Origin of the sequence: Streptomyces sp. NPDC047841, assembly GCF_040704085.1 — a bacterium.
Lineage (GTDB): Bacteria > Actinomycetota > Actinomycetes > Streptomycetales > Streptomycetaceae > Streptomyces > Streptomyces argyrophylli.
In genome coordinates this window covers 15,605-33,341 of the sequence record NZ_JBEYRP010000049.1, presented here as the reverse complement: position 1 = coordinate 33,341, position 17,737 = coordinate 15,605, and the positions used below count along the sequence as shown (strand labels likewise).

Annotated in this window: 14 protein-coding genes and 1 pseudogene; 9 read left to right on the top strand and 6 right to left on the bottom strand. The window is 74.0% G+C overall.

The window, feature by feature from the left end:
• Positions 1-2,018 (bottom strand): ATP-binding protein (locus AB0947_RS40455; RefSeq protein WP_366755387.1); only part of this gene is annotated, 2,018 nt, incomplete at its 3' end.
• Between the two features lie 605 nt (positions 2,019-2,623).
• Between AB0947_RS40455 and AB0947_RS40450 the strand changes: the two are divergent.
• Positions 2,624-2,845 (top strand): annotated as a pseudogene (locus tag AB0947_RS40450) (WhiB family transcriptional regulator); the annotation flags it as partial.
• Between the two features lie 262 nt (positions 2,846-3,107).
• On the opposite strand, the gene AB0947_RS40445 reads toward AB0947_RS40450, so the two are convergent.
• Complete coding sequence (locus AB0947_RS40445; protein WP_366755385.1) at positions 3,108-3,689, bottom strand: helix-turn-helix domain-containing protein; 582 nt, start codon at positions 3,687-3,689, stop codon at positions 3,108-3,110.
• A gap of 201 nt (positions 3,690-3,890) precedes the next feature.
• Between AB0947_RS40445 and AB0947_RS40440 the strand changes: the two genes are divergently transcribed.
• From AB0947_RS40440 to AB0947_RS40410, 7 genes are all read left to right on the top strand, one after another.
• Complete coding sequence (locus AB0947_RS40440; RefSeq protein ID WP_366755384.1) at positions 3,891-5,093, top strand: acyl-CoA dehydrogenase family protein; 1,203 nt, start codon at positions 3,891-3,893, stop codon at positions 5,091-5,093.
• Positions 5,094-5,189: 96 nt separating this feature from the next.
• Complete coding sequence (locus AB0947_RS40435; RefSeq protein WP_366755383.1) at positions 5,190-5,705, top strand: flavin reductase family protein; 516 nt, start codon at positions 5,190-5,192, stop codon at positions 5,703-5,705.
• A 267-nt stretch (positions 5,706-5,972) separates the two neighbouring features.
• Positions 5,973-6,947, top strand: a complete 975-nt coding sequence (locus tag AB0947_RS40430) for a 2-hydroxyacid dehydrogenase (protein WP_366755382.1) — start codon at positions 5,973-5,975, stop codon at positions 6,945-6,947.
• Positions 6,948-6,951: 4 nt separating this feature from the next.
• Positions 6,952-7,908 carry a hypothetical protein gene (locus AB0947_RS40425; RefSeq protein WP_366755381.1) on the top strand — a complete coding sequence of 319 codons (957 nt, stop codon included), beginning with the start codon at positions 6,952-6,954 and terminating at the stop codon, positions 7,906-7,908.
• A complete protein-coding gene (locus tag AB0947_RS40420; RefSeq protein ID WP_366755380.1) occupies positions 7,905-8,741 on the top strand; it encodes a prephenate dehydratase in 837 nt (278 codons plus the stop codon). Before AB0947_RS40425 ends, AB0947_RS40420 begins: the two co-directional genes overlap by 4 nt.
• A 243-nt stretch (positions 8,742-8,984) precedes the next feature.
• Positions 8,985-9,635, top strand: a complete 651-nt coding sequence (locus AB0947_RS40415) for an HAD-IA family hydrolase (protein WP_366755379.1) — start codon at positions 8,985-8,987, stop codon at positions 9,633-9,635.
• A gap of 10 nt (positions 9,636-9,645) precedes the next feature.
• Complete coding sequence (locus tag AB0947_RS40410) at positions 9,646-10,563, top strand: TIGR03619 family F420-dependent LLM class oxidoreductase (protein WP_366755378.1); 918 nt, start codon at positions 9,646-9,648, stop codon at positions 10,561-10,563.
• A gap of 17 nt (positions 10,564-10,580) precedes the next feature.
• On the opposite strand, the gene AB0947_RS40405 is transcribed toward AB0947_RS40410, so the two are convergent.
• The 4 genes from AB0947_RS40405 to AB0947_RS40390 all read right to left on the bottom strand — a co-directional run bounded on the left by AB0947_RS40405 (position 10,581) and on the right by AB0947_RS40390 (position 15,928).
• Positions 10,581-11,030, bottom strand: coding sequence for a hypothetical protein (locus AB0947_RS40405; protein WP_366755377.1), 450 nt, complete (start codon positions 11,028-11,030; stop codon positions 10,581-10,583).
• Positions 11,031-11,210: 180 nt separating this feature from the next.
• Positions 11,211-14,549 (bottom strand): S8 family serine peptidase, encoded by a 3,339-nt coding sequence (locus AB0947_RS40400; protein WP_366755376.1) that lies wholly within the window; start codon positions 14,547-14,549, stop codon positions 11,211-11,213.
• Positions 14,550-14,695: 146 nt separating this feature from the next.
• Positions 14,696-14,914 (bottom strand): hypothetical protein, encoded by a 219-nt coding sequence (locus tag AB0947_RS40395; protein ID WP_366755375.1) that lies wholly within the window; start codon positions 14,912-14,914, stop codon positions 14,696-14,698.
• A 525-nt stretch (positions 14,915-15,439) separates the two neighbouring features.
• Positions 15,440-15,928: a TetR/AcrR family transcriptional regulator gene (locus tag AB0947_RS40390; protein WP_366755386.1), complete on the bottom strand. Its 489-nt coding sequence runs from the start codon at positions 15,926-15,928 to the stop codon at positions 15,440-15,442.
• 236 nt (positions 15,929-16,164) lie between these two features.
• Here AB0947_RS40390 and AB0947_RS40385 point away from each other — a divergent pair, with 236 nt between their 5' ends.
• Complete coding sequence (locus AB0947_RS40385) at positions 16,165-17,706, top strand: MDR family MFS transporter (protein ID WP_366755374.1); 1,542 nt, start codon at positions 16,165-16,167, stop codon at positions 17,704-17,706.
• Positions 17,707-17,737: the final 31 nt, after the last annotated feature.

Here is a 17,737-nt window from a genome sequence, read left to right as displayed (position 1 = left end):
ATCTGGGTGAGGAAGCCGATGCCGCGGGGGCGGGCCCAGGCGTCGACGGCGGCCTGCAACTCTCGTGCCCGTTCCACGTCGCCGCGCATCGCCGCGAGCAGCCCCAGATACGCCCGCGTGTGATGGGCGAACAGGGCGTGGTGGCGCGATGACGCCAGTTCCAGGCCACGCCGGCCGGTGCGCTCGGCCTCGTCCCACTCGCCGACCGCCATCTGATCCAGCATGATCAGGTGCAGCATGATCATGCCGGACGCCGTGGCCCCCGTCTCCACCTCGCGGTCGACGATGCGCTGGAGGTGCGGCCGGTACCGGCTGAGGGTGTCCACGTGGTACGCGGCGACCGACAGCCGGCTGATGTCCCACGGTTCGAGTGCGCGCAGGTCGGCGAAGGCGCGTTCCACCCGCTCCGCCACACCGGCACCGCGCCGGACCACGTCCCCCCACGCGTTCTCGTAGACGCGGGAGAGGGGGGACACCAGGTCGCCCAGGGAGCCGAGGAGCTCGTGCGTCCGTTCCCAGCACGTCTCGTCGCTCGCGTACTGGTCGATCGCGAGCAGCAGGTTGACCAGCCGGGTGAGCACCTCGTCCGGCGCTGTCACGCCGCCGTCCCGGACGCCCTCGATCGCCGCCAGGACCCGGCGGTGCGAGGAGCGGACGTCCCCGTCCTCGTACAGGGCGCCGTAGGCCGACGCGACCACCGAGGCCGCGGAGTCGTCCCCACCGGACGCGGTGTCGGAGCCGACCAGCTGCTGGGCCCGGTCCAGCAGGCCGGCGTGACCGGCGATGAACGCCGCGCTGCCCAGTCGCCGGGACCGCTCCTCGCGGCCCTCGCTCAGCTCCGCGGCCCGGGTCAGCCAGGCCACGGCGGCCTGGGAGCCGCCCCGCCGGGTCGCGGAGTCGGCCGCCGCCTCCAGCGCGGCCGCCACCTCCTCGTCCGGGTCGACCGTCGAGGCCGCCAGGTGCATGGCACGCCGTTCCACGTCGTCGCGGTGCACGTGCGCGAGCACCGCGTGGGCCGCCCGCCGCTCGTTCGGGGTCGCCGTCTGGACGACCGTCGAGCGCACCAGGGGGTGCCGGAAGACGAACTCGCCGCTGAGCGGGTCGATGTCCAGCAGCCCGCAGGCCGCGGCCTCGTCGGCGTCCCTCATGCGGTAGCGCGTTCCGCGCGTACGTCCTCCGGCCGTGCCCGCTCCCACGCCGTCGAGGGCGCCGCGCAGCAGTTCCGCGCGTACGGTGTCGCCGAGGGCCTGGATGCGGGCGTCGTAGACGTGCCGCAGGCGCAGGGGCAGCGGGACACCGCTGTAGCCGACCGTCTCGTCCCGGTCGCCCGCCGTCCGGCCGCTGCGCAGCACATGGGGCGGCAGTTCCAGCAGCGCCAGCGGGTTGCCCAGCGCCTCGTCCAGGACCAGCCGGCGGACCCCGGGATCCAGCCCCGGGTGGTGCAGGTCCAGGAGCTGTTCGGAGGCCTTCTCGGACAGGGTGGTCACCGGCAGTTGCGGCAGCGCGGCCGTGTCGAAGCCCGAGGGCACGTCGGAGCGCAGGCCGACGGCGAGCTTCACCGCGCTGCCGGTGAGCCGCCGTCCGACGAACCCGCACACCTCGGTGCTGGAGGTGTCGAGCCACTGGCCGTCGTCGAGCACCAGCAGGAGGGGTTCCTGTGACGCCGCGAGGGAGAACAGGTCGAGGACGGCGATGCCGAGGGTCATGACCGAGGGGGGCGGCCCCTCGCTCCTGCCGAAGACGACGTCGAAAACCCCTCGGTGGCTGTCGTCCAGCCGGTCGAGGTGGGGGAGCAGCGGGTAGAGGAACTGGTGCAGGCCGGCGAACGGCAGCCCCGACTCGGCCTCCACCCCGGTCGCCCTGATCACCCGGTGCCGCTCGCCGGCGGCGAGGTCGGCGACGTGGTCCAGCAGGGCGCTCTTGCCCACACCCGTGTCGCCGCGCAGGACGAGAGCCCGGCCACCCGGGGCCGTCACGAAGCCGGACAGCACCTCCTGCTCGTGTTCGCGGCCGACCATCGTCCTGTCGATCGACTCCACCGTCCCCCACTCCCTTCCCCGCTCAGTCGGCCCGGCCGGACGCTGCCGCGCCCGTGCGCACGGATCGCGCCGGGCACAGGGGCGAGGGACGCCGTCGTCGCTCCGCCCGTGGCGGTGCCTCTCCCCCGTGGCCTCCCCTTCGGGGCCCGGGGACGGGGCGTGTGCGTGCTCCGTGCGGCCTCCTGGACAAGTGATCGTGCTCCACGGCGGGCCCGCCGCCCGGCGAGCCGCCTTGAGCCAAAAGACTAGATGTACCTCATGAAGTTCGTCACCTGGTATGGCCGGAAATGTTCTTGTTGCACGGCCTTCACCGTGCGCTTGGCGGCGCCGGACGGGGTGGCACGCACTCGTACGAGCCGTACCTTGCCATCCGAGGACGTCCGAGGCCACCCTCCCCCGGCCACCGGAGACACGTATCGAATCCGCCCGGCATGCGAGGACCGGCCGGCGATGCGGGCCGGGCCGGGGTCCGTCCGGTGCGCCGGCCGCGGTACATGTGAGCTAGTGTCGTCCGTGTCCTTTGATACGTGTGTACGGACGCGGCAGGCGGCCCGGCCGGGCTGCCGCAGGGGAGCGAGGCGCGCATGGACTGGGTCGACCAAGGGCTGTGCCGGGCGCAGCCCGACCGGATGTTCGCCGAGGGCGCCGCACAGAACGAGGCCAAGGCCGTCTGCGCCGCCTGCCCGGTGCGGCTGGACTGCCTGGCCTACGCCCTGGACCACCGCGAGCAGTACGGCGTGTGGGGCGCGATGACCGAGCGGGAGCGCCGGGCGCTGCTGCGCCGCCGCCCGGCCGTGACGTCCTGGGCGGAGATCTTCCGCACGGCCGCCGCACACCCCGGCCTGGCGCCGGTCGCCACGCCCCGTGACGCGATCCCGGCCGCGTCCCGTGACGTGACCCCGGTGACGCCCCGTGAGGCGATCCCGGCCGCGCACCCTGATCCGAGCCGGGCGGCGGACCGTGGCGTGGCCCCGGCGGCGGGGGCGTCGTACCCGACCGCCCCGGCACGCAGGCGGCGGCGGCCGGGTGCGGCGCCGGCGGGGCTCGACCGTTGAGACCGTGACGGGTTCAGGGCCGCAGCGCCTGGAGGGTCAGTTCGCCGTACCTGCGCCACAGCGCCGGATCCCGCTCCGCGAGACGGACCAGTTGCAGGCACATGCCGCACAGCACCACGCGCAGGTCCAGCGGGTCGGCGTCCGGGCGGACCCGGCCGGCGGCCCTGGCCTCCGCCAGCAGCGCGGCCAGCCGGTCGAGCAGGGGACCGGTGTACGCCGTCGACCGCCCTTCCGCCAGCACCTCGGACAGCAGACGGTCCCGGGCGAGGTTCTCGAACAGCAGCAGGACGTAGGTGTCGAAGGCCCGCGCCGGCTCGGCCTCGGCCAGGGCGGGCGCGGTGATCCGCTCCAGCTCCGCCAGCCGGTGCCCCACGACCGCTTCCACCAGGTCTTCCTTCGTCGGGTAGCTGCGGTACACCGTGGCCTTGCCCACGTCGGCGCGCTCGGCGACCTGCGGCACGGTTCCCTGGAGCCCGTACTCCTCGAAGACCTCCCGTGCGGCGGCGAAGACCCGCTCGTGGTTGCGCCGGGCGTCGGCCCGTCTGCGGGGGGCGTCCAGCCCGTTCTGCTGCGGAGTCGTCTGCACCGGATTCACCCGTTCATTGTGCCTGCCGTGCCTCCCGCAGTGTTTCCTGCCGTGTCTCCCGCAGTGTTTCCCGCCGTGTCTCCTGCCGTGCCTCGTGGCGGGGACGCCGGGAGCGCCGGGAGCGTGGGCGCAAGTGGACCTGAGAGTCCGGTTATGCTGGCGGCGGCAATCGGACCCGTGAGTCCGAATCCTGCTGTTCCTGGAGTGGTGATGACCGCATCGACGAGCGGCGAGCGCGCCCCGCTCACCGACCCGACCCGCCGGCTCGTGGCGGCGACCCGAGAGATCGCCCCCGTGCTGCGCCGCACCGCGGACGCGGCCGAGCGCGACAGCCGGCTGACGCCCGAGGCCGAACGGGCGCTGCGGGAGGCGGGCCTGTTCCGCCTCGGCGTACCGAAACGCCGGGGCGGTGAAGAGCTCGCGCCCGCCGACAGCCTGGACGTGTCGGCCGAAGTGGCGTCGGCCTGCCCGTCGAGCGCCTGGGTGGTGATGGTCTCGTACGTGGCGCAGCAGATCGCCGCCTCCTTCGGACAGCGGGCGTGCCAGGACTTGTGGGGCGACGGTCCCGACGTCCCCATGTGCGGGGTGTTCGCCGGCACGTCAGCCGCCTCCGCGCCCGTCGAGGGCGGGCTCCTCGTCTCCGGCTCCTGGGCCTGGGCGTCCGGCAGCCACCAGGCCGACTGGGCCCTGCTCGGCGTCCCGCTGCCGGGGGAGCCGGGTGCCGGGACCGAACGCGGACTGGCGCTCGTGCGGACCTCCGCCCTCGCCATCGAGAAGACCTGGGACATGGCGGGCATGCGCGGCACGGGCAGTGACACCCTGGTCGCCGACGAGGTCTTCGTCCCGTACCACCGGCTGAGGCGCTTCGCCGACGTCCTCCAGGGCCGGGGACTGCCCGAGGAGCCGTTGTACCGGATCCCCCCGGGATCCATGACGGTCGTCTCCATGGGACCGCTGCTGGGCATCGCGAGGGAGGCCCTCCGGCTCACCCTGGAGACCGTCGGGAGCGGCAAGCCGATGGCCATGTCGCTGCACGCCCGGCTCGCCGACTCGCCCAGCGTGCAGGCGGCGCTCGCCGAGGCGGCCACCCTCATCGACTCCGCCCACCTGCACCTGGGGCGCTCGGCGGAGTTCATCGCCACGGCGGCGGCCGCCGGAAGCACCCCCACGCTGGTCGAACGGGCGCGGGTGCGGATGGACGCGGGACACGCCGCCACGTGCCTGCGCCAGGCGATGCAGGCCCTGCTGACCGTCAGCGGAGCGGGCAGCTTCTCGCTCACCAGGATCCTCCAGCGCCACTGGCGCGATCTGGAGACCGGGTCCCGGCATCCCACGCTCAACCCCGGGCTGGCCACGGAGATGTACGGCCGGGCGCTGGTGGGCGACGAGCGGCCGGTCAGCCCCATGGTCTGAGCACCCCGCGCGCGGCCCCCGTATCCGCTCCCACGCCCGCCGGGCGGGCCCACGGCCGTCGCCGTCGCCCGGCGGGCGAGAAAGAAGAGAAGGCACATGTTCGACCTCAGCGCGCCGGCGGACACCGCGGGCACCGTGCGCGAGGTGCTCGGGCACTTCGCGACGGGCGTGGCCGTCATCACGGCCGGCGGGCCGGCCGGCCCGCTCGGCTTCACCTGCCAGTCCTTCGTCTCCCTCTCCCTCGAACCCCTGCTCGTCTCCTTCTCCCCGGCCCGTACCTCGCGGACCTGGCCCCTCATCCGTACGGCGGGCACCTTCGGCGTCAACGTCCTGGCCGCCGGCCAGGCCGACGTCAGCGCCGCGTTCGCCGGCTCCGGGAACGACAGGTTCCACGGGGTGGGATGGTCTCCGGGCCCGGGCGGCGCACCACGGCTGGACGGTGTGTGCGCGTTCGTCTCGTGCGAGCCGTGGGACGAATACGCGGCCGGTGACCACACCCTGGTCCTCGGCCGCGTTCTCGCGCTCGGCGCGGATGCCGCCCGGGAACCGCTCGTCTTCCACCGCGGCCGCTACCGCGCACTGGATCCGGGAGCGCCGTCGCACCCGCGGTGAGCGGGCCGCGTGCCGACACGTATGCCGGGCCGGGGAGGCCGGACACACACCTGGGTGACGAGCCTCACATGAACCCCCACCCATGACACATACGTCCACACAAGTGAGGAAACGAGTACATGCCGACCGAGGCGGTCCCGGACGGCGTCCGCCGCATGGACAGGCTCCGCGGGGGCGCGGTCCGGCGCGAACACCCCACCGCTGCACGAACGGCCGCACGTCGGTGCCGCCCCACGCGGCACCTGAGCGGGAAGAAGCTGATGCACGATGAAGGACGGCACGACCGTCTGGCTCCCGTACCACCGCAGCCGGACACCCGGCCTGCCGGACGGGCTCACCTACGCGTACTGGGACGGGTCCGGCCCGTTGCCGGGTGACCCCGCCGAGGTCCGCTTCCTCGTGGGCCCGCCGGTCCCCGGCGCCGAACGGGTGCTGCGCCCCGTCCTGCCGCGGATGCGCAACCTGGAGGTGCTCCAGCTGCTCAGTTCCGGCTACGACCACATGCTGCCGCTGCTGGACGCGATGCCGCCCGGAACCCGGCTGAGCACCGGGCGCGGCGTGCACCGCGAGGCCACCGCCGAACTGGCGGTCACCCTGCTGCTGGCCCTGTCCCGGGGACTCGACGTGTTCGGTGCCCGCCAGGCCGAGGGGACGTGGCAGCCCGAGTACCGCACCTCGCTGGTCGGCAAGCGCGTCCTGGTCATCGGCTACGGCGCCGTCGGCGCGGCCGTCGCCGCCCGGCTCGGCGCGTTCCGGTGCGAGACGGTCCTCGTGGGCAGCAGCTCGCGCACCACCCCGGCCGGACGTGTGCACGGGGCGGCGGAGCTGCGCGAGCTGCTGCCCACGGCGGACGCGGTGGTGCTGTGCGCGCCGCTGACCGAGCGGACGCGCGGCATGTTCGGCGCGGACGCGCTGGCCCTCCTGAAGGAGGGCGCCCTGCTGGTGAACGTCGCCCGGGGGGAGCTGGTGGACACCGGCGCGCTGGTCCAGGAGGTGCGGGCGGGCCGTATCCGGGTCGCGCTCGACGTGACCGATCCGGAGCCGCTGCCGCCCGGCCATCCGCTGTGGCACCTGCCCGGCGTCCTGATCACCCCGCACGTGGCGGCCTTCACCGACGCGTTCCCGGCGATGACCGAGGACTTCCTGCGCCGGCAACTGCGCCGGTACGCACGGGGCGAGGAGCTGCACAACGTCGTCCTGACGACGGCGGCCGACGGTGACGATGTCGAACGGGCGGCGTGAGCCCATGACGACGTCCACGCACGGTGACCATCTGCGGGTGCTGGGACCCGGCACCGGGCTCGCGCAGGTGTTCGCGTCCTACGAGGGCCACGCCCACGGCGATCCGTCCGCCGCCTGGGAGGCCTTCACCACCGCCTGGAACTGGGCCGCGCCGCTGGCCACCGCCGTAGCCGGCACGGACGTCCGGGACACCCCGGTGGCGCGGCCGGCCGCCGACGGCGGCTTCATCCTGACCGGACGGTGGCACCTGCCGGCGCACGACGGGACCGGATCCTGGCTGGCGCTGCCGCTCACCGGCGGCGAACGGCCGTCCCGGCCGGTCATGGCCTCGCCCGGCGGCCCGGACCTGTTCGCGGTGCCCTCCGAGGTGCTGCGGGGCGCGGTCCACGCCGTCCCGGGCGAGGCCGCCGGGCCCGGACCGGTGTTCCGGCTGGAGGGCGTGCACGTGCCCGCGGGGTTCGCCACCCACGCGGCGGCCGCCCCGCTGCGCGCCGCGGATGCGCCGTTCCTATGGACGGCGGTCGCGGCCCAGGCTCTGGGAGCGGCCCGGCGCATCACCGACGCACTGGCCGCCCCGGCCACGGCGACCGCCCCGGCCACGGCGTCCGGCGCGGCCCGGGGACCGGTGCGTCCCGCCACCGTGGCCGCCGAACTGGCCGCCGTGCTGCACGACGAGCGGCTGAGCCTGGCGGCGGCCCTGCACGGCGCGCCCTCCGCGCGGCTGGGCCTGCCCGCGCCCGCCGAGGAGCGGCTCGCCGCGCGTGTGCTGCGGGCCGGGAACGCCGTCCACCAGGTGGTCGCGTCGGCCCTCGACCACGCACTGGCGGCGTACGGGTACGCCGGTGAGCACCCCCTGGTGCACCTGGTGGAAGCCAGTGCACCGATACTTCAGCAGGTGCGGTACGCGACGCAGCTTCTGCCGCCCGACGACGGAACCTCCCGGAAAGGTGCAAATCTGTGACGACTGTCACATATCAGGGTGAACCTGGTTCCAACTCCGCGACCGCCGCACGTGCCCTGTACCCCGGGAGCGCCGAACTGCCCTGCACGAGCTTCGAGCAGGCCCTGGACGCGGTGACACTCGGCGCCGCCGACGTCGCCGTGATCCCGGTGGACAACTCCGCGGCCGGACGCGTCGCGGACGTGCACCATCTGCTGCCCGAGTCGGGACTGTTCATCGTCGCCGAGTACTTCCTCGCCATCCGCTTCGACCTGATGGGGGTGCCCGGCGCGACCCTGGACCAGGTGGAGTGCGTACGCAGTCACGTCCATGCCCTGGGGCAGTGCCGCAAGCTGCTGCGGGAGGGCGGCTGGCGCACCCTCGTCAGCGACGACACGGCCGGGGCGGCGCGCGAGGTGGCCGAGCTGGGCGACCCGAGGCACGCCGCGCTCGCCCCGCCCGCCGCGGCCGGGCTCCACGGCCTGGAGGTGCTGCGCTCCGGCGTCGAGGACGACCCGGACAACACCACGCGGTTCGTCGTGCTGTCCCGGGACGCCGCCCAGGCCCCCGACACCGGGGAGCCGACGATGACGAGCCTGTTCTTCAGCGTGCGCAACATCCCCAGTGCGCTGTACAAAGCACTCGGCGGGTTCGCCAGCAGTGGCGTGAACCTCACCAAGATCGAGAGCTACCAGATCGGCGCGGGGCTCAACGCCAGCCGCTTCTACGTCGAGATCGAGGGGCACCCCGACGACGAGCGCGTCGCCCTCGCCCTGCACGAGCTGCGGTTCTTCTCCTCCGAGGTGCGCGTCCTGGGTGTGTACCCGGCACATCCGCACCGGCTGAAGGGCTGAACCGGCACGGGTGACGCGCGGGGGGACCCGTGCGGCCAGGGCCGGGGCTCTTCGCCGCCGTCGCCGGGGCGGCGAAGAGCCCCTTCACCAGGACAACGCAGTAGCCGCCCGCGGGGTTCACGGGCGCGGGCATCGCACATGTGCCTGCCCGGCGAGAAACCTGGTCAGGTGGGAAACACAGCCCGGCGAGAAACATGGCGACCTGGTGGCGGCCGGGACCGGGCGGCCTTCTAGGGTGTGGGCATGATCCAGCACCGCAAGGGCCTCGTCCTCGACTTCGGTGGTGTGCTGACGACACCTCTGCTGCCCGCCGCGCTCGCCTTCGAACGGCGCGCGGGACTGGCCGAGGGCACGCTGCTCACCGGCCTGTACCTGAATCCCGAGGGGATCCGGCTCACCGAGGAACTGGAGCGCGGCACGCTCACCCAGACCCAGTGGAACGAGGCGGCCGGACGGCTGCTCGGGATCGCGCCGGACAACCTGATGGGCCGCATCTTCGCCGACCTGCGCCCCGAGACCGCGGTGATCGCCGCGGCGGCCGCCGCGCGGCGGGCCGGGGTGAAGGTCGGCATCCTCTCGAACTCCGTCGGCCTGACCCCGTGGAACCTCTACGACGGGTACGAGGTGGACGACCTCTACGACGCCGTGGTGCTCTCCGAACTCCACGGCACGCGCAAACCCGAGCCGGAGATCTTCCGGCTCGTGCTGGAGCGACTCGGCCTGCCGGCCGAGGAGTGCGTCTTCGTCGACGACACCGAGCAGTACCTTCCCCCCGCGGCGGCACTCGGCTTCACCACCGTCCACGCGGTGGAGCCCGCGCGAACGGTCGCCGCCCTGGAAAACCTGCTCGGCGTCGCGCTGACGGACGCGCGTCCCGAGCCGACGGCCCCTTGAGGAGACACACATGCGACTAGGTCTGGCTCTCCCCACCTTCGGCCCCGACGCCACGCCGGACGGCATGCTGCGCGTCTGCCGCACCGCGGAGGAGATGGGGTACGACTCCCTGTGGACGGGCGACCGGGTCCTCGCCCCCCGCGTTCCGGGCGCCCCCTACCCGAGCCGCGACGGCGTGATGCCCCGCGTCTACGAGAACCACATGGACCCCCTGGTGGCGCTCACCTTCGCCGCGTCGCACACGAGCCGCGTCCGCCTGGGCACGAGCACGCTGAACGGCCTGTGGCAGCCGCCGATCATGCTGGCGCGTTCGCTGACCACCCTCGACGTCCTCAGCCAGGGGAGGCTCACCGTGGGCCTCGGCCTGGGCTGGATGCCCGACGAGTACACCGCGGTCTCCGTACCGTGGCAGGGCCGGGGCGCGCGGCTCGACGAGACGCTGGACGTCCTGGAGGGGTACTGGGCCGACGACGTCTTCGCCCACGAGGGACCGCTGTTCACGGTCCCGGAGACCGTGGTGGGGCTCAAGCCGTGCCAGCGGCCCGGGCCCCCCGTGCTGCTCGCGGCGTTCACCCCCAGGGGCCTGCGGCGCATCGGGCGCAGGCTCGACGGCTGGCTGCCCGGCGCGATGCCGCTCGCGCACCTGATGGGCATGTGGGACACCGTCCTGAAGGAGGCGGTGTGCGCGGAGCGGGACCCGTCCACCCTGCACATCGCCCTGCGCGTCAACCTCGAACTGACCGAGACGAGGACCGGCCCGGAGCAGATGCCCCGTGCGGGCACGCTGGAGCAGTTCGTCGACTACGCGCGGGCCGCGGCCGAGGCAGGGGTGCACGAACTGTTCGTGGACTTCGGGCAGTCGCGCACCTCCCTCAGCGAACGGGTCGACCTGGCCGGCCGCTTCCTCGAAGGGGTCCGCGCAGGCTGATCCGCCGGGCGTTCCGGTCAGCGCAGCGCCCGGTACACCGACGCCGCCGTGAAGCCGTACGCCAGGTGCGGGACGATGTCCGACACCCACGACGTGAGGCTCCAGGTGGTGGGGTCGGTCACCTTCAGGGCGGTGGCCGGCAGGTCGCTGCCGGCCATGGCCGCGGCGGCGAGCAGCGGCCCGGCCGCCCAGACCGGGAGGTTCCCGTCGCGCCGCGCCAACCCGTACGCCACTCCGACCCCGAGGCCGGTGACGTAGCCGAGCAGCGCGCCGAGGGCCTCCTCGCGGTGCTCCTTGTCCTCACCTTCCCCCAGCGGCACCCGGGCTCCGCCGGCGAGTTTCCCCGCGATCGTCGCCGGCACGTTGCTGGACCCCCTGCCGCGCAGCAGCATGTCCCCGTACGAGACGACGTTCAGGGCGGCGGTGCCGGCTGCTCCGGCGAGCAGGCCCTTGGTGAGTGACCGCATGAGATCTCCTTGGCGTGACACATGGGAGTGGGAACCGTCCAGCGATACGACAAAAGAGACATTACCCGTATTGTCGCACCGAAGCAGTGCCATGTGTCTGACGCGGGAGACGTCGAGTCGTCACACCTGTAGGCGTGGGACGCGGTGCCGGGGCGGCCGGGCCGGCCGCCCCGGCATCCGCTACTTCAGCCCGAAGGCCCGTACGACGCGTTGCCGCACGCTGTTGCCGCGGGCGTCGCGCGCGTCCACGCGCAGGCCGGCCAACCGGGCGGTGCGGGGGGCGTCGAGCCGCGTCCGCCACCCGGTGCCCGAGTGCCGCAGCGCCGCGGGCCGCCAGGTGACCCCGTCGTCGTACGAGACCTCCAGGCCCACCGTCCCGATCGCGGCGGTACCGGTGGACCCCGGCAGGTGCGAGGCGGTCACCGTCAGGCCGGCGTGCCGCCCCGCCCGTCCGGAGGCGTCGGTGGCGACCCCGTAGTCGAGCTGGATCAGCGGCAGTTGGGCCTGCTCGCCCGCCGCTCCTGCCCGCGAGGTGAACGCCCACTCGGTCCGGGTGGCGGTGGAGTGGGGCGCGGCCCAGGCGTCACGGGAGTTCTCCGAGACCAGACGGTAGGGGAGCGGGGCCGGGCTCAGCCCGGACACGGTCATGGTGAGCTGGTAGCGGCCCATCTCGCGGACGAGCTCGTCACCCTGGTAGAGCCGCACCTGGTTGTCGACGCCGAAGTTGCCGTACGTACCGCCCAGATGACCGGTGCCCGAGTCGCCCCAGCCGGGGACGGACACGTACAGCTTGTCGTCCTGGCGGACCGGAGCGTTCCCGTCGAGGAGCCGGGGACGCTGGACCGGCCCGAACCAGCTGACCCGGGCCGCGGATCCGGCGCGGTAGGTGACGGCGGGGGCGTACTGCTGCTGCTCGGCCGGGATCTGCGCCCGGTCCGACCAGGGCTCGCCCGCCGTGACCCAGTCCGTGCGGTCACCCCGGGCCGGGGCGTCCGAGGGGTTCAGGGCGCTGCCGCCCGCCGGTGTGACGTCGTCGCGGTTCTCCAGCGCCCGCCCGGCACGGTAGTTGCGGAACGAGACGTCGACGCGGGCCAGTTCGCGCCGGCCGGTCCGGTGGACGAGGTCGGCGGGGACGGCGCCCCGGTAGTCGTGGGCGAGGTCGTAGACGTACTCGGTGACGGGGTGCGAGGTGACCGAGAGGGGGGCAGGGGCGTGGCCGGACGTCCGGGCGATGAGGCGTTCGCCCTCGTCGTGGGTGAGCATGGCGACGGTCAGCGGCGGGGGATCCGCCGGCAGCCAGGGGGAGTCCTCCCACGGTTGCAGCCGGCCGTCACCGTCGTTCACGACCAGGAGCAGCCGGGCGCCCGCCGCGGCTGCCGCCGCGGCCTGCCGCGGCACGGGCACCGTGTCGTCGCGGCGTACCACGGCGGCCTTTCCCCGGACGTCGAGCGAGCTGTACGCGGCGGGGGCGCCGTCGCCCGCGAAGACCGTGCCGAGGCGGTGGTGTCCCTCGGGCAGCGGGGTCGCTCCGGGCGCGGCGCGCAGATCGTCGAAGGCCCCGTCGCCGGAGGCCACCGACAGCGCCGGCTGCCGCAGCCGCCACCGCGTACCGAACACGAACTCGCCCTCCCGCACCTCGCGTCCGGTGGGCAGGGCCCAGACGCTGTCGTAGGAGGCGTCGGTCCAGCGGGAGGCCGAGGACCAGTCGTCGTCGGCGAAGCCGCGGTAGAGGTCCACGCGGGAGCCGTCGGGCGTGCTCGGGTCCGGCGTCACGGCCCTCACCTGGCGGGCCCTGGTGCCGTCGAAGACCGCCGTGCGGTCCTGTCCCAGGTCGATGTCGGTGACGGCCAGCAGGCCCTGTCCGACCGAGTGCGGACCGTGGGCGCCCTCCAGGGGCGTGTCCAGCCACGCGGTGTAGGAACCCGGCGGCAGCCGGAGGTCCACGGTCCCGGAGCCGTCGAGCGCCAGGGGCAGCCAGAACTTCTTCGCCGTGAGGATGACGGTGCCGCCGGCCGGCCGTCCGGCGCGGTCCTTCGCCTTCAGCGTGAGCCGGTGGCGCTCGCCCTCCTTGGCCGCGCTCAGCGACGTACGGGCGCGGACGGTGCCCGAGTCGTCGGCCGCCGTCAGGAAGGCGGCCGACGCCCGGTCGGCGACGACCTGGTCGTAGTGCGCCGTCACGGTGACCGCGGCGGTGCCGTGCGCCGGGACGGACAGCCGGTCGGCGGAGACGGTGAACGGACCGCCGGCCGTCAGCCGCAGGGCGACCGGCCGGTCGGACGTGTTGGTGTACGTCACCTTCCGTTCGGCGGTCGTGCCGGCGGGGGTCGGCCAGGAGTGGAAGCCGAAGTCGGCGCCGCCGGTCGCGAACACGGTCGCCGTCGTGGTGGCGGCGATGTCCAGGCGGCCGGTGCCGGCCTCGAACGGGGTGTACCGGGGCGTCGCCGCCGTCGTGCCGACGAGGGCGTCCTTGAGCTGACGGCCGCTGAAGTCCGGGTGCTCCGCGGCCAGCAGGGCCGCGGCCCCGGCGACGTGCGGCGTCGCCATCGAGGTGCCGCTCAGGGTCTGGTACGGGCCCGAGCCCTCCGGCGCGTACTGGGAGCGCGCGGCGAGGATGTCCACGCCGGGGGCGGTGAGGTCCGGCTTGACGCCCCGGTCACCGGGACGCGGGCCCCGGCTGGAGAAGTCCGCGAGCGTGTCGGAGTCGTCGACGGCTCCTACCGTCAGGGCGGCTTCGGCCACCCCGGGAGCGCCCACGGTGTAGCCGTCGGGGCCGGAGTTGCCCCCGGCGACCGTGAACAGCGCCCCGGTCTCCTCGCTGAGCCGGTCGACGGCCATGCTCAGCGGGTCGGAGCCGTCGGTGGACGGGCCTCCCAGGCTCATGCTGATGATCTTCGCGTGCTGGTCGCGGGCCGCCCACTCCATGCCGGCCAGCACCCAGGAGTCCTGCCCCGAGCCGTCGTCGGAGAGCACCTTGCCGATGTGCAGCCGCGCGCCCGGCGCGACCCCCTTCTCCCGGCCGCCGGACGCGGCACCGGTGCCGGCGACGGTGGAGGCCACGTGCGTGCCGTGGCCGTTCGCGTCGGTCACTGACTCACCGGGCACGAAGCCCGCGGTGGCGGCGATCCTGCCGGCGAGGTCGGGGTGTCCGGTGTCCACACCGGTGTCGAGCACCGCGACGTCCACGCCTTCGCCGGTGTCGCCGGAGGCCCACACCCGCGGTGCCCCCACCTGCGCGGTGCTGTCGGCGAGAGCGGCCTTCACCTTGCCGTCCAGCCAGATCTTGGCGATGCCGCCCTGGAGCCGGGGCCGCCGGCCGGCGTCCCGTGCAAAGGCGCCGCCGGTGACCGACGTCCAGAACGCCGCCGAGCGGTCCACGGTCAGCGCCGCGCCTTCGATGCTGTCCAGCGCGCGCGTCGTGCGGGCCCCCCGCGGTGCCGTCCGGCGACCGGGGGCCGCGTCGGTGTAGGTGACGATGAGCGGCAGCCGGTCGCGGTGCGCGTCGTCGTAGCCGTCGGCCAACAGCCGGGTGACGTCGAACAGTTCGCGGTCCAGCAGGCCGGCGGCGACGTACGGCAGCGCGTCGCGGGGCTAGACGTAGGTGTTCCGCCCGCTGCGGTGGGTCTCGAAACCGGTGTAGCGGCCCTCGGGGTCCTGCACCAGGTGGCTCAGCGTGCCGTCGGGGCCCGTACGACGGCGACCGTGTCACCGGTCACCAGGGTCACCCGGGGTGCGCCGGGCGGGACCGCCGCCGGGGCGGTGGCAGCGGCGGGCGGCGGGACGGGCGGTTCGGCGGCCGGGAAGGCCGGGGCGGGTGACGCCGCCAGCACCGCGAACACGGCGCACAGCGTCGTCCACCCGCGCCTGCGCCAAGGCAGACGCGGCACGACAGGTCCCTTCGTAGGAGGTGGTACGGGATGCCTGAATCACTCGGCAGCCGGCCCTGCGCACATGTCACCGCGCTCTGGCGCGGTTGTGCCGTGACGCCAAGGGGACACGGGGAGCGGGCCGGTGCGGACCGGTCCGACCCGGAATGTGTGTGCGCCCTCGCTGGTTTCCCTGGAACACCCACCCCGTCCGCCCCCTCGGCGCCGCGCGCGCCGCGGGGCGGGTACGGCCGGTCGAACGCATCGATGGGAGAAGCCTTGAAGCGCACCGACTCCGCCCCTGAGCCGTCCCGACTCCGTCGCGTCCGCCTCCCCGGGACCGTGGCCCCGGCCTCGTCGTCGGTGCCCCGGCGCCACCGTGACGAGGAGACACAGCAGACCCCGGCGCCGGACACGGCCCGGCAGGTCGTGGAATGAGCTGAGCGACGGCGGACGACCACACCGCCGCGGCGGCGGCCGACGGGCCCCGGATGACACATGTGCCCATGTGCCACCCGGGGCCCGTCGGTATGTCGGGAGAGGGTGTCAGGAGGCCCCGACGCCGTTCAGCAGGGTGTCGACGACGAGGTCGGCGGCCTGTCCGGGACTCAGCTCGGGCATCTGCCGGGACACCAGGTGCACCAGCTGGGGCAGCAGCGCGCCGGCCCACCCCTCGGGCAGACCGGGGCGCAGCAGACCCTCGTCGGTGGCGCGGGCGAGGAAGGCGTCGACCTCGCGGACGGCCGCGTCGCGGCGTGCGGGGACGGCGGCGTCGGCGAGCATCCGGCTCAGGTCGACCGGCCAGGTGCGGTTCACGACGATGATGTTCTCGACGTAGCGGTGCAGGGCGACGGCGACGGGTGCCTCGCGGAGCCGGGCGTCCTCGATGGCCTCCTCGATGGCCGTGAGGCGGGCGTCGTAGATGGCGGCGAGGAGTTCCTCGCGGGAGGCGAAGCGCCGGTAGACGGTGCGCCGGTCCACGCCCGCCTCGGCGGCGATGCTCGCGATGCTCGCGCCGGGGTCGGCGGCGAGCATACGGGCTCCGGTGGTCAGGACGGCTTCCAGGTTGCGTGCTGCGTCGGCTCTCACCGCACCGAGTCTAGGCCAGGAAATGTGGAGCCTCGCACAGTTAGAGCCACTGGAGTGTGTAAGTGCATCGAGTAAGTGCTACATTCAAGTGACAGATAAGCGAGGTATTGCGGTCGCGCTGAGGCTGTTGTTCTGTGCCACGGCCAGCGCGCCCGCCCACCACTTCCAGAAAGGCACCTTCGATGCCGAAGACACAGCAGTCCTCCTCACCCCGCAAGGGGGGTGTCGCCGCCGCGATGAGCGCGCTGATCCTCGCGGTCCTGCTGGCGGCCCTGGACCAGACGATCGTCTCGACGGCGCTGCCCCGGATAGCGGAGGACCTGAACGGGTTCGACGACATCGCGTGGGTCAGCGCCGCCTACCTGCTCGCGTCGACGGCGGTCACCCCGCTGTGGGGCAAGCTCGGCGACATGTTCGGCCGCAAGCGCCTGTACCTGGCCTCGACCTCGATCTTCCTGATCGCGTCGGTGGCCTGCGGCCTCGCCCAGAACCTGCCCGAGCTGATCGGCGCCCGGGTGCTCCAGGGCGTGGGCGGCGGCGGCATGATCGTGCTGACCTTCGCCCTGGTCGGTGACATCGTCGCGCCGGGCGAACGCGGCCGGTACCAGGGCATGTTCGGTTCGGTCTACGGCGTCGCCAGCATCGTCGGCCCCCTGCTCGGCGGTGTCTTCACCGACCAGCTGTCCTGGCGGTGGGCCTTCCTGGTCAACCTGCCCTTCGGCATCGTCGCCCTGGCCGTCGCCGCCCGTGCGCTGCCCGCCGCGACCCGCGGCGCCAAGGCCCGCGTCGACTACGCCGGCGCCACCGTCCTGGCGGGCATCGCCACCGGCCTGGTCCTGATCACCTCGTTCGGTGAGCGCTGGGGCTGGGGTTCGCCGGCCATCGTCGGCCTGATCGTCGCCACCGTCGCCCTCGGCGCGCTGCTGGTGCCGGTCGAGCGCCGCGCCGCCGCCCCGGTCCTTCCCCCGGCCATGCTGGGCTCGCGGACCGTGGTCTTCTCCTCGCTGATCGGGTTCTTCGCCAACGCCGCGATGTTCGCCGTCCTGGTCTACCTGCCGACCTACCTCCAGATCGTCCACGGTGTCTCCGCCACCCTGTCCGGCATCTACATGCTGCCGCTGGTCGCCGGCCTGGTCGTCAGCCAGTCCCTGGCCGGACGCTGGGCCGCGCACGTCGAGCGGCTGCGGGTGATCCTGCTCGCGGGGCTGGCCGCCAACCTCGCCGGACTGCTCCTGCTGGGCACGATCGGGGCCGGCACCCGCACCCTGGTGCTGAGCGTCTACTTCCTGATCACCGGCGTCGGTATCGGCATGGTGCCCATGGTCGTGCTGACCACCGTCCAGAACAGCGTGCCCGCCACCGACCTCGGCGCCGCCAGCGCCGTGGTCACCTTCGCCCGCTCCATCGGCGCGGCCTTCGGCGTCGCCGTCTTCGGCACCCTGCTCAACACCGGCTTCGCCCACCGCACCCACGCCCTGCCCACCGGCGGCGGCTTCGACGCCACCCGCCCCGACACCATCGGACAGCTGCCCGCCGCGCTGCGCGAGACCGCGCTGGACGCCTTCGCCCACGCCACGGCCACGGGGTACCTCTGGATCGCGCCCACCCTCGCCGTCGGCATCGTCCTCGCCGTCCTCCTCCGGCCCGCCCGGAAGTCCGCCCCCGCCGCCCCCGCGGCCGACGACGCCCGCCTCACCGCCGAGGACGCCGCCAAGGCCGCCTGATCCCCCCGCACCACGTCCTCGAACGGCCGAC